This window comes from Planococcus sp. SSTMD024 (assembly GCF_041320495.1).
GTDB lineage: Bacteria > Bacillota > Bacilli > Bacillales_A > Planococcaceae > Planococcus.
In genome coordinates this window covers 773647-793952 of the sequence record NZ_JBGGNS010000022.1, presented here as the reverse complement: position 1 = coordinate 793952, position 20306 = coordinate 773647, and the positions used below count along the sequence as shown (strand labels likewise).

The window sequence follows — 20306 nt, the reverse complement described above, 5'->3', positions numbered from 1 at the left end:
CACTCCGATCAATGGCTGTAATGTGTTGTGTCTATCGTACACCAATGGCGTTTGTAAATTAAGGGGCAGTTTCGGTGCGTCCAGGGACATAGTGAATGCTTGGGGGGTCAGTGTTTGATTCCAAAAAAAACCTCCGGAAATTCCCGGAGGTTTTACTCAGCGTGCCAATAGATATTCGACATAGGCACGCCAGTCCGTATTCTTCGCGTAATTAAAGTCTGGAGTACGGCTAGGGAACGGCATGAAGAGCTTCGGCCTTCCCGGATAGTCGTGAAGCTTTTCTTCATTGATGGTGATGTCCCCTGCCTCCAGGCCGCTTGCGAGAACGACACGGCCTTGTTGGGTGAAGGCGATTTCGACAGGGACAGCATTCGGGCGGCCGTCAATATTCAAAGTATAGGCAGTGCCCGTCGTGTCATCATCGTCATAAACCCAAGCGTCGCGCAAAGCGATTGCGTCTTGCGCTTCATCCAAGGTGATTTCAGCATTGACGTTGCTGCCATAAGGCATCGTGTCCTGCAACGGCGTTTCAGGCGCAATGCGCACTTCGTAAAAGGCGATTGGGTTGTTCTGTTCGATGCGGCCGAGATCCCGGTATGCTTCGAACCACTTGGATTTTTCTGCCGGAATTTCAGAAACGCTGCGGACCGTTCCAGGAATCGCGCCTTCAATGCCCGGCGCCTGGATGAATACGCGGTCTGCTTGTTCGACTTCGTGCCATTCGTCTTCCAATAGATACGTAACGAATTCGCGTTCATTATTGTAAATCTCGATGCTGAGCGGAGCGGTGTCGCGGTTGATGCTTGCGACCGTTCCTTCGACCGGGCTGATGAGCGCCGGATTTTCCTGGCTTTGCGCGAGCTGTGCTTCCACGACCGCCAGTTCAGAATCGATGGCTGCCAGACGTTGCTGGGCTTGCGCGATGCCGGAAGCATACGAGCCGTCTTCCGGCACTTCCACGCCGACCGAGACGTTGACGTCCATGCGCAGTTCCTGTTCCATATCTTCTCCAAGTCCTGGATAGCTGGAGCTGTTATTGGAGTCTTCGGATACACTGCTGTCTTGTGATGCGCGCGCTTGCGTCAACTCCTGCAACGTGGACTGGACTTCACTGCGTTCTGTTTGAAGCGCACTTTGTTCCGACTGCCAAATGGCGCGCTGGTCTTCCGATTCGCTTTCGTTCAAACGCGCCAGTTCAGCGCCTGCCGTTACGGCATCGCCTTCTTTGACGAGCCATTGCTCAAGCGCTTCATGGTCCTGGACGTAGATTTCCATCGTATCCTGCGGCGCGGTCAATGCTTCTTTCGGCAAAGTTTCGGTGTATGTATGGGTGTACGCCTGTTCATATTCGCTGACATACAGTTCTTTTGAAATGATGCTCTTCTCACCGAACAGCAACAGGAAGTTCGAGGTCAAAAAGGCAACGATGGCAATGGATAAGCCGATAAAGAAAAAGCGGTTCATAGGATCGGCCCCCCTTGCATAAAGTCACGGATCATTTCGTTGACCGGAATCTGGCTGAACAACGCAACGAACAATGCCGAAATCACATGGATAACGATCAGCGAAAGCAGGATGATTTTGGGCGAGACACGCGAAAAACTTTTGATGAAACGGTATTGAATCGCGATGATCAATGATGTGAATAAAGTCAATTGGTTAAAGAAATAAATCAAGTAGCTGTTTTCCAAAAATGTCGCGGCGATCGGCCCTAATGAAAACGGCGAAAAAGCCATCGTGTAGCCGTTCCAGGCGAATATGCCGAAAATCAAGCCTTTTTCCAGCACCAACAATGCCGTTACGTAAGCTTGCATGACGATCATCGCTTTCCACGGGATGCCGATGATCCGGCCGTACAGATATGCGGCGATGTAGAGATGGAAGCTTAAATACAGGCCGCCCCACAGCAAGGTGCCGACAAGCGAAGTCCAACGCGCGAGTGTATAGCCGTCAAACATGCCTGCCGCAAGGAGCGGCGTCAAGGATCCCGTGTTCATGCCCCATATTTCCGGCAAGGCAAACACGATCAGGCCGAGCACAAGAATAACGGCCAGCCGCTTATTGATTTGCCTCATTTCGGTGTGTCGCAAATTATGTATGAGTTGGCCTTGGTTCAGGAAGAAATGCCAAAATTTAAAATCAGATATCATGCGTCTAAGTCCTTTCAGGCAAATGGCGTTCTGCTTAGTTTTACTTTACCAAAAAACCATACGCTTTGAAACGAATTCCCTGCCACAATTTTCAATATTTGGTGGCTTTGAGACGAATGGCATAGGATTGTGGTGAATTTCAAATTAGTAAAGGGCGAAGTAATGAAAAAGAAGTGATTGGAAAAGAAGTGATTGGAAAAGCTTCCGCTTTTCGACTGCGTTGCAGGGGGCTGCTTGGGGCTCGCAGGATGCGAGTCATGCAGCTGATGCGACAGGACGTCGCGTTTTCAGCTGCCCGGGTATAGGGCGGGTGCCCGGCCAACGTGCCAAAGAGCGCGGCACGTTTGTCTCGCCAGCCCGCGCGGTCCCACAGGCGTCAGCCCCCTTCCACTCCGTCTCTAGTTTTAGAGGAGAAGAAAACTTCTTCTTTCCCCTCATTATTATATGTGAAATTGCGTCCTGTATTATAGCCTGTATCTTTTTGAACAAAGACAATGCGATGGTGTGTGCTAATTCACCACAAGCTTTTCGAATCAAACAGTACAGCACCAGACGTTGCGTTCCAGGAAGCGATTCCCCCACTAGCCGGCAACTAGTTACAGAAGCGGATTCAACTAATCACACCTCTCTCAATGAAATCTCACAGCCGCCGGCGCCAAGGGTGAGCCGACGCAGTAAGACAGGTGCTCTTCCTGGCTTACTGCCAAAGGCCAACCCAAGCAAGGCAGCGAATATTACCAAGAAGAACAAATAGAACATCGCAACAATTCCACAAGCAAACCCTCGCTATCTCATTGCACACTAGACTCGGGAAGCGATTCCCCCGCTAGCCGGCAACTAGTTACAGAAGTTGAACAACTTTAACAGTTATCGTCCAACGAAATCTCCCAGCCGCCCAGCGCCAAGGGTGAGCCGATGCCGAGGATAAAAAGTTAATTCGAGCATCACATTAAGCACTTTGCTCCCACATCTGCTATGCAGATGCGTCGCAAATGAAATGACTCAACTTCCTTTCGCCATTTCATTGGCTTATGGCAAGAGGCCAACCTAAAGCATGGCGGCGACTATTGATGTGAAAAATAATGAGAACATCGAAATGATTACACACCTAAACTCTCACTAATATTTCCACATACAAACACTCACTAACTATGTAATTTCTACAAAATGAAAAAACCTCCGCGGCTGCGGAGGTTTCGTTTTATTGATCTGCGACAATCTTGTATTTCTTATGTGAAATTACGGTCATGTTGGAAGCAGCGCCGATTTCCTTGGCGTCTTCTGGCGAGATCTCGACGATCACCGAGTTGTCCATAATTTTGAAGATGGTTCCGTTAACGTCGACGCCGTTGCGGGTGAATGAAATCCATTCGCCGATTTTGCGGGCCGCTACAAATTCAGATACTTCTTTTTCATGGGGTTGAAATGCCATAGTTATCCACGCCTCTCTATAATGAAAACATTATCTTTTTATTATAGCATAAATTTATGGTAATTTCACCTGTTTCACTTACTCATACAAATGACAGGCGACGTAATGGCCGGGCTCTTTTTCCTGCCACGCCGGCTTTTTCTCCGCGCAGATACTCATCGCATGCGGGCAGCGCGTCCGGAACACACAGCCGCTCGGCGGATCGATCGGGCTTGGCAATTCGCCTTCCAAAATGACGCGTTCGCGGGCTTCTTCGATATCCGGGTCCGGGATCGGAATCGCAGACAGCAGCGCTTCCGTATAAGGATGAAGCGGCTTCTCATACAGCTGGTCGGCCGTCGTCAATTCCACCATATGCCCGAGGTACATGACGCCGATGCGGTCTGATATGTATTTGACCATGCTTAGGTCATGGGCGATGAACAAATACGTCAAGCCCTTTTCCTTCTGCAGTTTCTGCAGGAGCATGACGACTTGCGCTTGGACCGATACATCGAGTGCCGAGATCGGTTCATCCGCAATGATGAAATCCGGGTCGAGCGACAAGGCGCGCGCGATGCCGATGCGCTGTCTTTGCCCGCCGGAGAATTCATGCGGATAGCGGTTGGCATGGTCGCGGTTCAACCCGACATCTTCCAGCAATTGATGAACACGCGCCTGCAATTCCTTTTTATTCTTATAAAGCCCGTGGACTTGCATCGGCTCGGCGATGATCTCGAAAACAGTCGAACGCGGGTTGAGCGACGCGTACGGGTCCTGGAAAATCATTTGCATATTGCGCAAATAATCGAAGCGGTCCTTATCGGACATTTTGTGGATATCGACGCCATCGTATTCGACTTTTCCGTCGGTCGAACTGTATAAGCCCATGATGGTGCGCCCGGCTGTCGATTTGCCGCAGCCCGACTCTCCCACGAGCCCAAAGGTTTCGCCGCGCTTGATATCAAATGAAATGCCGTCGACGGCTTTTAGAGTCGTGTCTTTGCCGAGATCGAAATGGCGCTTGAGTTCCTGTACGGACAATAAAGTTTCGTTCGTCATGTTGTTTCCTCCTGTGTAAATCTGCGGACGGCACACAATTCCTTGTCATAGACCGTGCCTTCGAGACGGGTGATTTCAATGGCTTTGCCGGATGTCGGCGAATGGATCATCATGCCATTGCCGTAGTAGATGCCGACGTGATGAAGTTTACCCAATCCTTCTTCGTAGGCGAAAAACAATAGATCGCCTACTTGCCAGGCATCGGGATCGAGGCGGTCGACTTCCGCTCCTTCTGTCGACTGGTCCCCTGCGTCGCGTGATATGTAGTGGCCGTTCGCTTTCAGCATATGATGGGAAAATCCCGAACAGTCATATCCGAAGCTCGACATGCCGCCCCAGAAATACTGCAATCCCAAAAATCGTTCTGCCGCGTTTGCGATCGACTGGCCGTTCCCGAGTGGAATCTGTTCAGGCGCCGGGATGAGCTGCACGTGTTCTGCTTTGAGATAAGCATCGCCGTCTGGTGTGTGGACGTGGACATGGGTTTCGTCTGCATCTGTGACCGGCAGCAAACTGTTGAATGGCAGCTGGGCGACCGGCCGGTGGTCTGGTGTCCATAATTGCGCTTTATCGTGGGATACTCGCGCATAGCTTCGATCCGCAAAAGAGTCGATTTCTTTCAGATGTGCTAACGGCAACCATCCGGGATAGCCGCGCTCATCTTTATGGGACGGCTGCCAAAGTGCAATGATTTTTGCCCACGTGCCGTCGATTTCTTCTATTAGAACAGGCTCCCCGTAAAGCAGCTGCGTTTGAAGGCGGTTGCTTAAAGTGAGGTCCTTCGTTTGTTGCTGATCCATCGCTTCACGCCATTTATTGATGTCCGGCGTGTCTGCGACGCCGTGTGCGTCCACTTCCCGTACTTTTTCGGGATGGGTCCAGACGCTCGTCACCGGAACGCGGCAAACCCATGTCGTCGATTGTGTCTGTGCCATATTATCCTCTCCGTTCACGTAAAGTTTCCAGGAAACGCCCTGCATCGATGCCAAGTCCCGGCTGATCTGAAAAGCGGATGGCGTTGCCGCTGTACTGGATGCCGCCTGGCAAGAGGTCCTCTTTCAGCATAAGCGGCGCATCAAAATCAAAACGCGTCACATTCGGCTGGCTCGCCGCAAAATGAGCTGCCGCAGACAGGCCGAGTTTCGTTTCGATCATGCTGCCCGTCATGCACGGCACACCGAAAGTCTCGGCAAGTGCATTGATTTTCAATGCGCGGTGAATGCCGCCCGCTTTCATCAATTTGATATTGATCAAGTCTGCTGCGCGCAATTCCAACACGCGTCTCGCGTCAACCGGTGAAAAGACGCTCTCATCCGCCATGATTGGCGTCAAGGTGCGGTCGGTAACGAATTTCAAGCCTTCGATGTCATTTGCCGGCACTGGCTGCTCGATCAACTCGATACCAAATCCGGCGTCTTCCATCTGATTGATGATGCGCACCGCCGCTTTTGGGTCCCATCCTTGATTGGCGTCCAGGCGCAGCGTGACTTTATCGCCAACTCGCTTGCGGATCGCCTGGATTCTTTTGAAATCGTTCTCTGCCTGGTCGATGCCGACTTTTATTTTCAGGACCGTAAAGCCATCTTGTTCGTAGTCTTCGGCATCTTGTGCCATCTCTTCCGGGGAATTTACCGAAACCGTGTAATCGGTCTCGATCGATTCACGGTAGCCGCCGAGAAACTGGGTCAAGGGCAGCCCGGCTTGCTGGGCGATCAATTCATAGAGCGCCATATCGACCGCCGCTTTGGCACTGGTATTGCCGACGAGCGTTTTGTGAAGCTTATTGAAAAGCTGTTCACCGCGCCTCACGTCCATCCCGATTAAGCCGGCGCCAATCAACTGAATTGCCTTTTCAATCCCGTCCAGCGTATCGCCCGTAATGACATGTGTCGGCGGCGCTTCGCCAAAACCGGAGCGGCCGTCTTGTGTCGTCAAATGGACAATGATGGCTTCGGCAGCTTCCACGGTCCGGAGCGCTGTCTTGAACGGCTTTTTTAAAGGAACGGCTATCCGGTATGTCTCGATAGACGCTAAAACGGGCATCTTACTCGACCCCCGGCAAGATGGTCAAAGTTTTCGCGTTGGCATCGAGACGGGCTTTCACGCCGAGCGGCACAGAAAAATGCGGTTCGCAATGGCCGATTTTGAAACCTTTGACGACTGGCACGTCCATGTCTTTGAAATAATCATCCAATACTTGTGCGAGCGTCCATGATTGTTCCGGCTTTTTCGGCTCAGCATTTTTGAAATCCCCGACCACGATACCGGCCACTTGCTCGAACTTGCGTGCCATTTTCAGCTGATTCAGCATTTCATCCACTTGATACGGCTCTTCTCCCGTGTCTTCGATCAGCAAAATCTTATCTTTCGTGTCGATTTCGAACTTCGTCCCAAGCGTCCCGCGGATCAAGGATAGATTGCCCCCTACCAGTTCGCCGTCTGCCATGCCGCCGGCTAAGGTTTCCAGTTCAGAAATGGTTTCGTCGTAATGCAATTCGAAGGGCTGGAACATCTGGCCGAACATCCGGCCGCTGCGTTCATGGAATTCCGGTTTTCCGACATCCGATGCCAGCATCGGCCCGTGGAAAGTCACTAGTTCTGCATACATGCCAATCGCATTATGTAAAAATGTCACATCTGAGTAGCCCCAGAAAATCTTCGGGTTTTCTTTGATCATCGCGTAGTCGATTCGGTCCGCATAGCGTGCGGCGCCGTATCCTCCACCAGCGCAAATGATGCCTTTTACTTCCGGGTCTTCGAACATGGCATGCAAATCCGCCAAACGTTCGTCATCCGTTCCCGCAAGATAGCCGTTTTTTGCTTCGACCGATTTGCCCATTTTTACTTTTAATCCTAATTCTTCTAAGAAAGGCAAAGCCTTTTTTAAATTTTCCAAGTTCGGCGGGCTGGATGGCGAGATGATGCCCACCGTATCCCCTTTTTGCAATCGTTTTGGCATTGTGCGCATATTGCTCACTCCTCTAGTTTTCTGTTCTTCACTCATTAAAACTACCAGTTTTCCTCAGTGAAAAACAGAAAAGCGCGGCGCCTGGCCGCGCTTCTGTTTTTTCATGTGATCATGTCCATTGAATGGGCGTGATCGCTTTTAGTTTTTATCCGCTGCTTTGAGGTCTAGGTATCCTACCGGATGACGGAGGATGCCTTCGACGCCTTCTTTTTGCAGCTGGACTTGGTTATAGAAATGGATCGGGAAGATCGGCATTTCGTCCATTAGGATTTTTTCTGCTTCGATGAGCATTTCCCAGCGTGCTGCAGAGTCTGTTTCTGCTTTTGCGTCAGCGATGAGCTTATCGAATTCTTCGTTAGACCATTGTGTGCGGTTCATGGACGAATCCGTGACGAAGCTTTCGAGTGCGTTGACTGGGTCCGCATAGTCGTGCAGGAATGAACTGCGTGACAATTGGTATTTGAATTCTTTTTGCTCTGTCAAGAACACGCTCGCTTCGACGTTTTGAAGTTCAACGTCTACATCCAAAGCGGTCTTGAATTGATCCTGCAATGTTTCAGCAATGTTCTGGTGCGATTCGCTTGTTGAGTAAGTAATGGTGACTGGCGGCAATTCATCCCAGCCTTCTTCTTCCATGCCTTCTTCAAGCAATTGCTTCGCTTTGTCCGCGTCGAATTTCACCAATTCGCCCGCTTCATCGCGGAATTCCTGGCCATTCGGCCCTTCAAATCCGTAAGATACGAAACCGTATGCCGGTTTTTCATCATTTTTAGTAACGTACTGGACGATATCGTCCTGGTTTACCGCATAAGCGAATGCTTGGCGGACTTTTTTATTCGTGAATGGCTCTTCTTCTACATTGTAACGGTAGAAATAAGTACCAGCCTGATCAATTACACTAAGTTCCGGAGAATCCTGCAATTGTTCGGACATTTCAGCTGGCACGCTCGATACGTCCAGTTCACCTGCTTCATACATTTGGTATTCTGTATTCGGGTCATTGACCATTGCCCAGTGGACTTTATCCAATTTCACGTTTTCAGCATCCCAATACTCTTCGTTCTTCTCAAAGACGAACTCTTCGTCATGGCTCCAAGAAGCCAATTTGAACGGCCCGTTGCCAACGAAGCTATCTGCTTCTGTGTGCCAGTCCGGGTTTTCTGTAGCTGTCGCTTCGTGAATTGGGAAGAAGCTTGGGTTTGTGATGATGTTCAAGAATGCTTCTGTCGGTTCTGTCAATTTCACTACAAACGTCTTGTCGTCTTCTGCAGAAATCGCCACATCTTCTACAGCGCCTTCTCCGTTGTTATACGCTTCCGCTCCTTCGATGAAGTAAGCAAGGAAAGCTGCCGGTGAAGCTGTTTCTGGATCTAGCATGTGCTGCCAAGCGAAAACGAAGTCGCCGGCTGTGACCGGTTCGCCGTTCGACCAGTTGGCGTCTTCACGGATATTGAATGTGTACGTCAAACCATCTTCTGAGATGTCGATCGATTCAGCTGTCGCTTCGGCCGGCTGAGATGATTCATCCAAACGTGTCAAACCTTCCATTAAGTTGTTCAACGCGCTCCATGATACGGCGTTAAAGCCGATTGATGGGTCGAATGAAGTCGGTTCTTCCGCGTTATTCATAAACAATGTTTTTTCCCCGCCGGAATCAGCAGTGCCTTCTTCGCCTGAATCGCTGCTTGTGTCTTCTCCCGCGTCTTCGCTTGCTGTACAAGCTGCGAGAACGAACACGAACATCGCCATCAGAAACAATACGAGCCATTTCTTCATGTGTTTTCCCCCTAGTGTTTTCTTTTTATGTGAATGCGCAAATGCGCCCCCAGCCAAAATTATCTTGCAAAAGCCTGTTCTTCGATCAATTTTTGAGCCCTAGGATCCTGCAGCCAGCAATCCACTTTATGGGTCTCGGATAAAGTGGTCACTTCCGGATAGACATTCGTACAGACGTCCATCGAAAACGGGCAGCGCGCGGCGAATGGGCAGCCGGTCGGCGGTGCGAATAGATCGGGCGGCGTGCCGTCGATTGGCTTGAGTTCTCCTCCAGCCAAGTCGAGCCGTGGTACTGAATTCAATAAGCCCTTTGTGTACGGATGCTGCGGATCATAGAAAATCTCGCGCTTGTCACCGGTTTCAATCACTTTGCCGGCGTACATGACGGCGATGCGGTCGGCGATTTTTGCGACAACGCCGAGGTCGTGCGTGATCAAGATGATCGATACGCCGGTTTTCGCTTGGATCTCTTCGAATAATTCCAGAATCTGCGCTTGGATCGTCACATCGAGCGCGGTCGTCGGTTCATCGGCAATCAATAATTCCGGCTCGCAGATCAAGGCGATCGCGATGACGATGCGCTGGCGCATGCCTCCCGAGAATTGGTGCGGGTATTGTTTGAGCCGCTCATCCGGATTCGGGATGCCGACCAGCTTGAGCATATCGATGGCCCGTTCTTTCGCTTGTGACTTGCTCAAGTTCTTGTGCTGCTTAACGCCTTCTGTCAATTGCTCGCCGATGGTCAAAGTCGGATTGAGCGCCGTCATCGGATCCTGGAAAATCATCGAGATATCAACGCCTTGAATTTTGCGCATTTCTTTCTTCGATAGTTTGGTGAGGTCCTGTGTTTTGAAATGAACGCCCTTGGAGCTGATTTTGCCTGGTGGCTGCTGGATCAAGCCCATGATGGCGTTGGAGGTCACTGATTTACCACAGCCTGACTCCCCGACAATCGCCAAAGTTTCCCCTTTATACAAATCGAAGTTGACGCCGCGCACGGCCTGTACCGTTCCGCCGTATGTATTGAAGGTCACGTGCAGGTCCTGTACGGAGAGGATTTTCTCGTCAGTGACGGTCTTGCGCTTTTTCGGTTTTACAATCTTGCCGCGTTTGCCGGTATGGTCGAGCGCGTCTATTTCCGCCCCGTCTTCCAGGCGGGTCCGCGCCAACTCTTCAGCTATCTGCTTTCCAGTCATTTCTTCACTTCCTCATCTTCGGATCGAGTGCATCCTGCAGCCCGTCTCCAAGTACGTTAAATGCGAACATCGTCAATGAAATAAATAATGCCGGGAAGAACAAGCGCCACCAGTCCCCGGTAATGATGACCGGCAATGCATCGTTCGCCATGACGCCCCAACTCGCAAACGGCGCCTGAATCCCAAGGCCGAGGAAGCTCAAGAACGCTTCTGCGAAAATCGCACTCGGCACCGTCAAAGTCATTTGCACGATGATCGGCCCCATCGAGTTCGGGATCAAGTTCTTGCGGATAATGCGCGGCGTCTTCGCCCCGAACGATTTCGAAGCCGTGACGAATTCATAATTTTTCACTTGCAGCACCTGTCCCCGGACAATTCGGGCCATGCCGACCCAGCCGGTGATGGTGAGCGCGAGGATGATCGTCCATAAAGACGGCCCCATCACGACGAGCAGCAAGATCACGACGAGCAAATATGGCAAGCCGTAAAGGATTTCGATAATGCGCATCATGATGCCGTCGGTTTTGCCGCCTTTGTAGCCGGCGATGCCGCCGTAGACGATGCCGATGACAAAATCGATCAATGCGGCCATCAAGCCGACAAACAAGGAAATGCGTGCGCCGTACCACGTGCGGGTAAAGACGTCGCGCCCTGCTTCATCGGTGCCGAACCAATGCGTCGCGCTCGGCGGCTGGTTTTGGTTCGGCAAGTCTTGTGTGGTGACGGAATGCGGCGAGAAAACTGGGCCGAATACCGCCATCACAGCGAGCAGTGCCAGGAAGATCAACCCAAGCATCGCCAGTTTGTTTTGTTTCAGCCTGCGCCAGGCGTCTTTCCAATAGGAAAGCGACGGGCGCACGACGGCTTCTTTTTCATCCCCACTGTTTTCAGTTGGGCGGAACCATTCATCACGGACCTGCGTCATCACACGTCACCTTCTTTCTTGTGGAGCTTGATGCGCGGATCTAAAATGCCATAGACGATGTCGACCAAAAACAGCATGAAAATCAAGAACGCACTATAGAACACCGTGGTGCCCATGATGACTGGATAATCGCGGTTGTTGATCGAATCGACAAAGTATTTGCCCATTCCGGGAATCGCGAAAATCTTCTCGATTACAAAAGTCCCGGTCAAAATGCCGGCAAGCAAAGTGCCCATGATCGTCACGACCGGCATCAAGGCATTGCGGAGCGCATGCCGCAAAACGATGCGCATCGGCTTGATGCCTTTTGCGCGCGCCATCTTAATGTAATCCTGCGTCAACACTTCGAGCATGCTCGAGCGCGTCAAGCGGGCAATGATTGCCATCGGGCCCGTTGCCAAAGCCAGCACCGGCAGCACCATATGCATCGGGCTGGTCCAAGTCGCCGGCGGGAACAGGTTCCAGTTGACCGCGAGCTGCTGGATCAGCACCGTGGCGAGCACAAAGTTCGGGATCGAGATCCCGACGACCGCAAAGGCCATCGCTGCGTAATCGATCATTTTATTGTGCCGCAGCGCAGCCATCGTCCCGAGTATGATTCCGGAGACGACCGCCACGAGAATGGTGATGATCCCAAGTTCGAAGGAAATCGGGAAGCCCCTCGCCAACAATTCGTTAACGGTGCGGTTCGGGTCTTTGATCGACGGCCCGAAATCGAACGTGACGATCGATTGCATATAACTCAAGTATTGGATATGTAGAGGCTGGTCGAGCTTGTAGAAACGCTCCAGATTCGCCTGCACCGTCTCGTTCGTATTGCGGTCGCTTTCAAGCGGCGAACCCGGAACGGCGTGCATGAGGAAAAACGTCAATGTCGCGATAATGAAAATTGTCACGAGCATCATCAAAAATCGTTTGAATATGTATTTGCCCATTGTTTCTTCCCCCTAACAGAACTTCGCTTGCATCGCCAGTTCTGTCATGACCAGCATGGCGCGATAAGCTTCGAGTATAGTTTGTGCTTCGTAGCGGACGATTGTCGTGCCTTCTTCAATGCGTGTGCCGGGCATCATCGCTGCCAGCTCCGCTTCTCCGTAATTGGTGAATTCCATGCGAAGTGTCGGTTGCTCCGGTGGCACGAGCGGTTTTACGCGCTCTTTGTGGTGGATCGCTTCCTGCGTTTTCTCGCGCAGCAGCCGCTGCGCTTTTTTTGGATGCAGTGTTTTCACTGCAGAACGCGTCAAGGTCTCTTTGACCGCGACAGTCGTCACGCCCGGGATGAGTGCTTCCGCTTCCCTGCACGCGCAGTCATCTCCCGCGACCAGCAGGACAGGGACGCCGTGATAACCTGCGACGTACGCATTGAAGCCAAGTTCACCGACTTCGACATCGTCAATCCACATCGACCGGACGCCGAAAATCATGGCATGCGACATGACGCCTTTCTGGCCCGCGCGCGCATGATAACCTACGAAAAAGGCACCCGCAAAGCTATCGTCCAGGCCTTCGACCATCGAAAAGGCCTTGACGCCCCCCGTGATGAGTTCCGCTTCTTCGTGAAGGTCCTCGGCAATCAAATTGTTCATCTTGGAATGGGAATCGTTGACGAGAAACGCTTCCGCGCCAGCATCGAACGCCCCGTGGATGATGGCATTGGCGTCGCCTGTCATAAGGCGGCGTCCCCTTTCATAATTCGCTTCTTTTGAATCCACATATGTATAATCCGGAAGTGCCGTCACGCCTTCCATGTCCATCGATAAGTAAAATTTCATGCTGCGTATTTCCCCTTTGTTTGTCTAATTCGGAATATTTTTGAAACTTTATATGTACTAATGTAGCAATATTGTAAGAATATTTCAATATAATTTTTTATTCGTAATGCTTTATTTCTTATGCAATTGTTTATCGAGCGAACACCCGAATTCCTTGTTTTCATGCTTCTTCGCCCGTTTTCATGCATATGCATCGCATGAAATTGGTTTTGAATTTTTTCTAGCAGATAGGTAATTCCACGCCAAGCGATTTTTCTTCCGATACCCATTCATCCTCTCCTCAGAAATAGGGTGTTAATTCTGCAGAAAAGGAAAGGTCTTTTTCTATTTATTTTAATTTTTAGAATATTTGGTAATTTAGTCTCATGCATTTTCTTCCAGCCCCTTATACACTGTAAACAAGTTATAAATAGTTCAACCGAACACTATAACTGGCAAACAGGGTTTCCCAACAATCAGAGAAGGAGCGGATCATCATGAATAATTTTGACAAAGTACTGGAGATGCAATGGGGAGATCTTGCGCTGGGCGTGACGGGTTCTGCAGTTGTAATTTTGGCGCTCAATTATTTCATGCTCATGTAGAAAGGAGCACCATATGATATCCGGACATACGTAAAAGCCCTTTTCCGATAGGCGGAAAAGGGCTTTTTGCATGTTTCTTTCCATATAAAAACGCCTGCTCTCAAATTCCCGGGCAGACGTTTCTTATCCATAGGCTGTTGTATGCTTCATCATAGACCTCCATCGAGTAATTGTTTTTGCTGGGACAGCAGCTTCTCAAACAGTTCCTTATCCCCCGCGGCTAATGCCTGGTCGATCATGCGGTTGAAGTTTTCCTGTTCAAGGAACTGGATTGCTTCGGTCGCTTCTTTCTTTGTTTGTTCATTCACTTCGATCAATTCCGCCCTTTCTTCCTTCAATATGCTCTGAAGGTGTGTATGGATATCCGAGACCAGCAGCAATTGGTAGAGCGGCAAACGGATAAAGCGGTTTCCTTTTTGGAATACAAAGACCTCGGACAGGTTTTCCACTTGGAACGTATTCAAGTTGACGATGATTTCCTTTCCTTCGACAGGGATGAAATGAAACACTTCATCATCCTTCAGGATTGAAAAGTATTGATAAGCGAACACAAACTTGATGCGGTGCCCTTCTCTCTTTGTATAAAACGGCTTCATCAATTTGACATGCAACATCTGACTCCCCTCCTTATATTTCAGAATATTCTGCTTACAAGAATCATACCATAAATTGGTCGAAACGAATAGAAATAAGTATGGATAAACAATCGCATTTCCGCTTCTTTTTCCTTCTTCGTTTACTGTATTGCCACAAATGCGTATAATAGAAGGAAATGTTTTTATTTGGGGCGATGCAGATGGCTACAGTTTTATCCTTAGCGAAACAATACGAAGACACGATCCACAATTATATGGCTGCTATCGATAAGTCGCTTCACCCTACGCGTGCGCTGGATGAGGAAATGGTTCGAAAAGCAGTCTTTTTAGTGCGCCACGACGGCGTGCAGATCCATTCCTTCAATGAAGAACGGCTGTTGCTCGAAGCGAGCGTAAAAGATGCCCATACGGTGAAAGTGGTGCTCAATTTCGGGAAACTCACCGCTGTATGCGCTTGCCCGCAGGAAAAAAACTGCCGCCACCGTTTGGCGGTCATTTTTTCGCTCTACCAGAAAATCGACTCACTTTCCGAATGGGTCGCGAAATGGCGTGATAAGGAGAATGAGAAATTGTCGACATTGACGAACAAACGCTCACCCGATCAATGGGAAGCACTGATCCGCAGCACGTGGCGCGAACCGATCAACGATTACGTCACGCGCAATTATTTCTATTTTGAGCAATTATACGAAGGGCGCTTAAAAAACGCCTTGTCCTTCATGCCAATCGAGCGTGAATGGAAAACTTTATATAAAACCTATGCCCATTTGATTTCATTGACAGAAGTATGGGAGACGTTCAGCGCCGGGACAAAAGAAGTGCATCACTCTTTCTTTAAAACCTGGTTTGCGGACGAATTGCATGCACTCCGTGATATGCTGGGCCAATTGCGCGGCTTGCACCGCACGTTCGAATCGGACGCTTTCTTCACCCATTTGCGTGAATTGGTCCGTGAATTCGCGGAAACGAACGATGATTCGTTTTCGGAACGCTTTGAAATCTACCAGCTGTTCTGGACCGAATTGTTCATCAGCAGGCGCGAACGGTTGAGCGGGCTCGAGGAATTCCGCCGCCCAGACGAACGGGTCAAGGCATTTTTCGCCTTGCTCCTTGAAAACGAGGTCTCTCCTGGGGATATTTCGCCAGGCGCTGCAGCAGACTGGGTGAAACTTGCCGTACTCGCTGAAGAAGAAGGGCATCAGCAAGGGCTTTCTGCGATATTGATGGCCATCAAGCCGCATGTCCGGACATTCCTGTTTGACGGATTGTTTACGCAGTACCGCCACCATTATGTCCGCGTATTGAGCCGCTTGTATTCACTCATCGATTTGACCGAAAAAGATTGGGAAGATCTGTTTACGCAGTTCGGCCATTACGGCTTGCCTGCCTATTCCGCTTACCTTGTCGAAAAAGGCATGTACAAGCAATGGGCAGAGCTTCACCAACTGCACAATTCCCCTTTGTATTTTGCGGAAGAATGCGGGTTGAAGGAAGTGCATAACGCCGCCCCTGATTTCGCGCTGCCGCTGTACCACCGCTATGCATTGCAGCATCTCGAGGAACGCAGCCGGACCAGCTATAAACAGGCAGTCCGTGTTTGGAAGAAAATGAAAGCCGCATGCAAAAAAAGCGGGCAGATGCCATTTTGGAACGATTACATGAATGAAATCCAACAGCGCTACAAACGCTTGCGCGCACTCCAGGAAGAGATCGAGAAAGGAAAGCTGTTATGAATCAATTCCAAACCGAAGGAAGCCGTACGTATTATTTAAAAATAGACCAGTCGGACGTGTTCCGGCTTCAGGCTTATAACGACAGCGGCAACCGGATCCCTCCGGAAATCTGGTCGCCATTCCTGTTTTTCGCAGACAAGGACAGCTTTTTCGGCATGAACGTTCAAACGGATGGCTTGGACCTGTTATTGACCCCCGCCGATTTTGTCCGTTTGTTCCAGCAGGCCCCCCATCATTACGTTCAGTTTTCAGGGCGCCGCCTGCAAGACGAAGCTTGGCTGAAACTTGCGCGACGCGTCGCCGATTCCTTAAACGATTCGGCCTTGTGGCAACATGTCCAAGTCGACGACGGCGTCATTTCCATCGATTCGGCATATGGCGACGCGGAAATCCGCTCGTTCTTGACCGATACGATTCAGCATCAGCTGCGCCAAAAAGGGCTCACTTCCGCCCAGCTGCCCTATATTTTGCATTTCGTTGAACATGCCGGCTGGGACGGGCTCGAACCCGCGGATGATTATGTGCTCGCGATGCAATTGACCGAACCGGACGATAGCGGCTTGTGGGCTTTCCGGACAGCGCTTCGCACTAAACGCGGCAGCGCGTATTGGACGCCTTCGAAACGCCGTGAAGACGAAGTGATCGAAAAAGTGCTGCCTGAAAAATGGCGCGCCCATGCGCGTGACATCCAGGAGCGCCAAAGCTTGATTCTCAGCTTATGCCCTTCTGTCGACCGCTATGAAGCGGACCGGATGTATATCGCCCGCTGGACCGACGCGGAAGTGTTGAACTTCCTCCGCAACGATGCCGACTTGTTGCAGGCGTTCGGCGTGGAAGTGTCGATTCCTTCCTGGCTGCAAGCCGTCCAGGAATCGAAAGTGCGCGTTAAAGCAAACGTCACTTCGCCGGCGAAAAAAGCATCGGTCGTCGGCTTGGACCAAATCATCAGCTTTGACTGGAAGTTCTCGCTCAATGGCGTTGAGTTGAGCATGCAGGATTTCGAGCAGCTGGTGACGGAAAACCGCGAGTTCATCCGCGTCGGCAACGAATGGGTGCGCGTTGACTCGAATCTGTTGATGCAGCTGCGCCAGATGATCGAGGAAGCGGAAGACGCCGATTGGACGCTGAAAGACATGCTGTTCCATAATGTGCCGGACGTCATGCTTGAAGAACCGGGCGAAGAAGACGATCCGCTCGTCGAGTTCCATTTGAATAAGTCCTTGAAAATCCTGCTCGATAAATTGCTCGATAAACGCGACTTGCCGGAAACGCCATTGCCCGAGAACTTAATGACCGAATTGCGCCCTTACCAGAAGACCGGCTTTGATTATTTAACCTTCATGCGCGAAGAAGGCTTCGGTTTGTGCCTGGCGGATGATATGGGGCTCGGCAAGACGGTGCAATTGATTGCTTATTTGCTTCACGTGCACAGCGAAAAGCCGAAACAGCCCTCGCTCATCATTTGCCCGACCTCGGTCCTCGGCAACTGGCAAAAGGAATTGGAGCGTTTCGCGCCTGATTTAAAAGTGGCGACGCATTACGGAAGCAGCCGCCCGAAAGGCCAGGCCTTTTTGGACTCGCTAGCGGTTGAACAGCCGGACGTCGTGCTGTCGACGTACGGCATCGCTTCGTCCGACAGCGTAGAAATCCAATCCATCACGTGGACGAGCATCACGCTCGACGAAGCACAAAACATCAAGAATATGTATACGAAACAATCACGGACCATCCGCAAGTTCAAAGGGCAGCATCACATCGCGCTGACTGGGACGCCGATCGAGAACCGCTTGTCTGAACTGTGGTCGATCTTCGATTTCATCAATAAAGGCTACCTGTACCGCATCAAGCAGTTCCAGGAAGCCTTTATGGTGCCGATTGAGCGGGATGATTCCGAACAGGCGAAAGAAAAGCTGCGGCAGCGCATTCAGCCATTCTTGCTTCGCCGGACGAAAAAAGATCCCGAACTTCAGCTCAACTTACCGGAAAAGCTGGAGCAATTGGAATATTGCCCACTTACGCCGGAGCAAGCCGCGCTGTACGAGGGGCTTGTCCAGGATACGGTGCAGAAGATGGGGACGCTCACAGGCTTCGAGAAAAAAGGCCTCGTCCTGAAAATGCTCAGCAAGCTGAAACAGCTGTGCAATCACCCGTCCCTTTATTTGAAAGAGCCGTATACGACCGCAGACGAGTTATTGCCCCGCTCCCAGAAACTTGAGCGTATCGTGACACTTGCGGGGGAAATCGCGGAACGCGGGGAGCAGTGCTTGATCTTTACGCAGTACATCGGGATGGGCCATCTGCTGCAGCAGGCGCTGAATGAATTATACGGGCATGAAGTGCCGTTCTTGACCGGCCATATGCCGAAACATCAGCGTGATTCACTTGTCGCTGCATTCCAGAATGGCGAATTCCCGATATTCATCCTATCCTTGAAAGCCGGTGGGACCGGGCTCAACTTGACGGCCGCTACGCATGTGTTGCATGCGGACCGCTGGTGGAACCCGGCTGTGGAAAACCAGGCGACCGACCGGGCATACCGCATCGGCCAGACGCAGTTCGTCCACGTCCATAAATTTGTGACGATCGGGACGATCGAGGAAAAAATCGATTCACTGCTTACACAGAAGCAGTCGATGTCGGACCAGTTTATCCAATCCAGCCAATGGATGACGGACCTGTCCGATGACGAACTGAAAGAATTGTTCACTTATAGCTTCTAAAAAATCCGGCCAGGACCCCACCTGGACGGATTTTTTCTTTTGGACAGCGACGATCAGTTTTTCTCGCCTGTGGCGAAGACCCGTTTCAGTTCTGACAGCTCCCGCTCCGCTTCAATCATGCGCTGATGAAGCGAAGCGGTCAGTTTGATCAATTGCTCCATATGGACTTCCAATTGGAGCTGAAGTTCTTTCGGCATTCTACTTGCCTCCTTATGCATCAACTGTTCACCTGCTCAGTTTCGGGCGGCTGGAAATCGAATTCCGCATTAAGGTCCGTTTCCGTCCGCTTGGGGATGAGATCATCTGAGGGCTTTCGTTTATCGAGGAAACGTACTTGGTCGCCGATCACTTCCGTTACATAGACACGGGTGCCATCTTCCTTATCGTAGTGGCGGGATTGAATTCTTCCCGTAATGGCGACTTGCGAGCCTTTCATGCAATACTTGGCGACGTTTTGGGCTGTCCGGCCCCAAGTGGAGCAAAGGACATAATCGCTTTCGATTTCACCACGCTGATTCCTGTAGTTGCGGGAAATGGCCACGACGAAGGTAGTATGTACGCGCCCTTCCCCGAGTACCCGCATCGACGGGTCTTTCGTTAATCGTCCTACAATGCCTACTTGATTCATTGATTTCACCCCTTGCCGTACAGGCCGATTCAGCTGCTGGCATATTCGCCGGGTTGCTGTCCTGCCGGTAATGAAAGCATACTAAGACCGCCATTTCCTTGGCAATGTGGGAAATTGCGAATTTGAAAGGATTTCGGGCATCATTTGCCGGATTCCGGAAAAAGCGAAAAAAATTTTCAGCCTTTCCGTTTCGTGAAATCTAGCATTCCTCCAACAGCTGGCTTTTATGCAAAATCGCATTTTGTTGCAATGCATTTTTTTCCATAGACATTCGCCCGGCATTTTTCACTATGCTATACTGAAACAAAGCTTTATCTGGAGGGAATTGCATGAAAACCTTTAAAATGCTGTCGCTCGCCGTTGTAGACGGGGACCAACTCGTAGATTACCCACTCCATGACGGCCTGATCATCAACCAGGAAAATTCACAGCGTTCCTGGGTGCTCGAGATGCTGGTGGACCAAAAGCACGAAGCGATTTTTCTCGACATGAAACAACAGGGCAAGGTATACGATGTCAAAGTCGTCATTTCCTATCCAGGCAATGAACCGGCCACTTTCGAAGTGATCATCCATGCCGTCAAACCGATCGGCGATCACGTCTCTGTGCTGATGAAAGGCACCTTGAAACGAGCACGCCGCAAATACGCCGAGACTTTACTGTCAGAGCTGTTAGAAGACGGGCTTGAAGGACAGGAATTGCTCGACCGTTTTGAAACGGACATGCGGGAACGCCCCGTATTGCGCAAAGACGAAAGCAAATCCACATAATAAAACAGCCTCCCG

18 protein-coding genes are annotated in these 20306 nt (G+C 50.6%); 3 read left to right on the top strand and 15 right to left on the bottom strand.

Going from position 1 to position 20306, the window contains the following annotated elements:
* Positions 1–156 precede the first annotated feature (156 nt).
* The 13 genes from AB9R92_RS12745 to AB9R92_RS12685 all read right to left on the bottom strand — a co-directional run bounded on the left by AB9R92_RS12745 (position 157) and on the right by AB9R92_RS12685 (position 14458).
* Positions 157–1464, bottom strand: coding sequence for an efflux RND transporter periplasmic adaptor subunit (locus tag AB9R92_RS12745; protein ID WP_370669798.1), 1308 nt, complete (start codon positions 1462–1464; stop codon positions 157–159).
* Positions 1461–2075 (bottom strand): hypothetical protein, encoded by a 615-nt coding sequence (locus tag AB9R92_RS12740; protein WP_370669797.1) that lies wholly within the window; start codon positions 2073–2075, stop codon positions 1461–1463. Before AB9R92_RS12740 ends, AB9R92_RS12745 begins: the two co-directional genes overlap by 4 nt.
* Positions 2076–3351: 1276 nt before the next feature.
* Complete coding sequence (locus AB9R92_RS12735) at positions 3352–3582, bottom strand: DUF2187 family protein (protein WP_058382988.1); 231 nt, start codon at positions 3580–3582, stop codon at positions 3352–3354.
* Between the two features lie 78 nt (positions 3583–3660).
* Positions 3661–4623: an ABC transporter ATP-binding protein gene (locus AB9R92_RS12730; RefSeq protein WP_101191228.1), complete on the bottom strand. Its 963-nt coding sequence runs from the start codon at positions 4621–4623 to the stop codon at positions 3661–3663.
* A complete protein-coding gene (locus AB9R92_RS12725) occupies positions 4620–5558 on the bottom strand; it encodes a C40 family peptidase (protein WP_370669796.1) in 939 nt (312 codons plus the stop codon). Before AB9R92_RS12725 ends, AB9R92_RS12730 begins: the two co-directional genes overlap by 4 nt.
* Position 5559: 1 nt before the next feature.
* Positions 5560–6666 carry a dipeptide epimerase gene (locus AB9R92_RS12720; RefSeq protein ID WP_370669795.1) on the bottom strand — a complete coding sequence of 369 codons (1107 nt, stop codon included), beginning with the start codon at positions 6664–6666 and terminating at the stop codon, positions 5560–5562.
* Position 6667: 1 nt separating this feature from the next.
* The gene (locus AB9R92_RS12715; protein ID WP_370669794.1) at positions 6668–7591 is read right to left on the bottom strand and encodes a S66 peptidase family protein; all 924 of its coding nucleotides are present in this window, start codon (positions 7589–7591) and stop codon (positions 6668–6670) included.
* 138 nt (positions 7592–7729) lie between these two features.
* Positions 7730–9367 carry a peptide ABC transporter substrate-binding protein gene (locus AB9R92_RS12710; protein WP_370669793.1) on the bottom strand — a complete coding sequence of 546 codons (1638 nt, stop codon included), beginning with the start codon at positions 9365–9367 and terminating at the stop codon, positions 7730–7732.
* A gap of 59 nt (positions 9368–9426) precedes the next feature.
* Positions 9427–10563, bottom strand: a complete 1137-nt coding sequence (locus tag AB9R92_RS12705) for an ABC transporter ATP-binding protein (RefSeq protein ID WP_370669792.1) — start codon at positions 10561–10563, stop codon at positions 9427–9429.
* Between the two features lie 4 nt (positions 10564–10567).
* Positions 10568–11488, bottom strand: a complete 921-nt coding sequence (locus tag AB9R92_RS12700) for an ABC transporter permease (RefSeq protein ID WP_370669791.1) — start codon at positions 11486–11488, stop codon at positions 10568–10570.
* On the bottom strand, positions 11488–12423 hold the full coding sequence (locus AB9R92_RS12695; protein WP_058382981.1) for an ABC transporter permease: 936 nt from the start codon (positions 12421–12423) through the stop codon (positions 11488–11490). The genes AB9R92_RS12700 and AB9R92_RS12695 overlap by 1 nt, the downstream gene beginning before the upstream one ends.
* A gap of 12 nt (positions 12424–12435) precedes the next feature.
* Positions 12436–13260, bottom strand: coding sequence for a M55 family metallopeptidase (locus AB9R92_RS12690; protein WP_370669790.1), 825 nt, complete (start codon positions 13258–13260; stop codon positions 12436–12438).
* Positions 13261–13993: 733 nt separating this feature from the next.
* Positions 13994–14458, bottom strand: coding sequence for a hypothetical protein (locus tag AB9R92_RS12685; protein WP_058382979.1), 465 nt, complete (start codon positions 14456–14458; stop codon positions 13994–13996).
* Between the two features lie 182 nt (positions 14459–14640).
* Here AB9R92_RS12685 and AB9R92_RS12680 point away from each other — a divergent pair, with 182 nt between their 5' ends.
* Together AB9R92_RS12680 and AB9R92_RS12675 are read left to right on the top strand one after the other, a co-directional pair.
* Entirely contained in the window at positions 14641–16173 is a 1533-nt protein-coding gene (locus AB9R92_RS12680) for a hypothetical protein (RefSeq protein ID WP_370669789.1), read from the top strand.
* The gene (locus AB9R92_RS12675) at positions 16170–18893 is read left to right on the top strand and encodes a DEAD/DEAH box helicase (protein WP_370669788.1); all 2724 of its coding nucleotides are present in this window, start codon (positions 16170–16172) and stop codon (positions 18891–18893) included. The genes AB9R92_RS12680 and AB9R92_RS12675 overlap by 4 nt, the downstream gene beginning before the upstream one ends.
* A 53-nt stretch (positions 18894–18946) precedes the next feature.
* On the opposite strand, the gene AB9R92_RS12670 is transcribed toward AB9R92_RS12675, so the two are convergent.
* Complete coding sequence (locus AB9R92_RS12670) at positions 18947–19090, bottom strand: hypothetical protein (RefSeq protein WP_167358041.1); 144 nt, start codon at positions 19088–19090, stop codon at positions 18947–18949.
* Positions 19091–19110: 20 nt separating this feature from the next.
* Positions 19111–19521 (bottom strand): single-stranded DNA-binding protein, encoded by a 411-nt coding sequence (locus tag AB9R92_RS12665; RefSeq protein ID WP_370669787.1) that lies wholly within the window; start codon positions 19519–19521, stop codon positions 19111–19113.
* 329 nt (positions 19522–19850) lie between these two features.
* Here AB9R92_RS12665 and AB9R92_RS12660 point away from each other — a divergent pair, with 329 nt between their 5' ends.
* The gene (locus AB9R92_RS12660; RefSeq protein ID WP_370669786.1) at positions 19851–20291 is read left to right on the top strand and encodes a YwpF family protein; all 441 of its coding nucleotides are present in this window, start codon (positions 19851–19853) and stop codon (positions 20289–20291) included.
* Positions 20292–20306 lie beyond the last annotated feature (15 nt).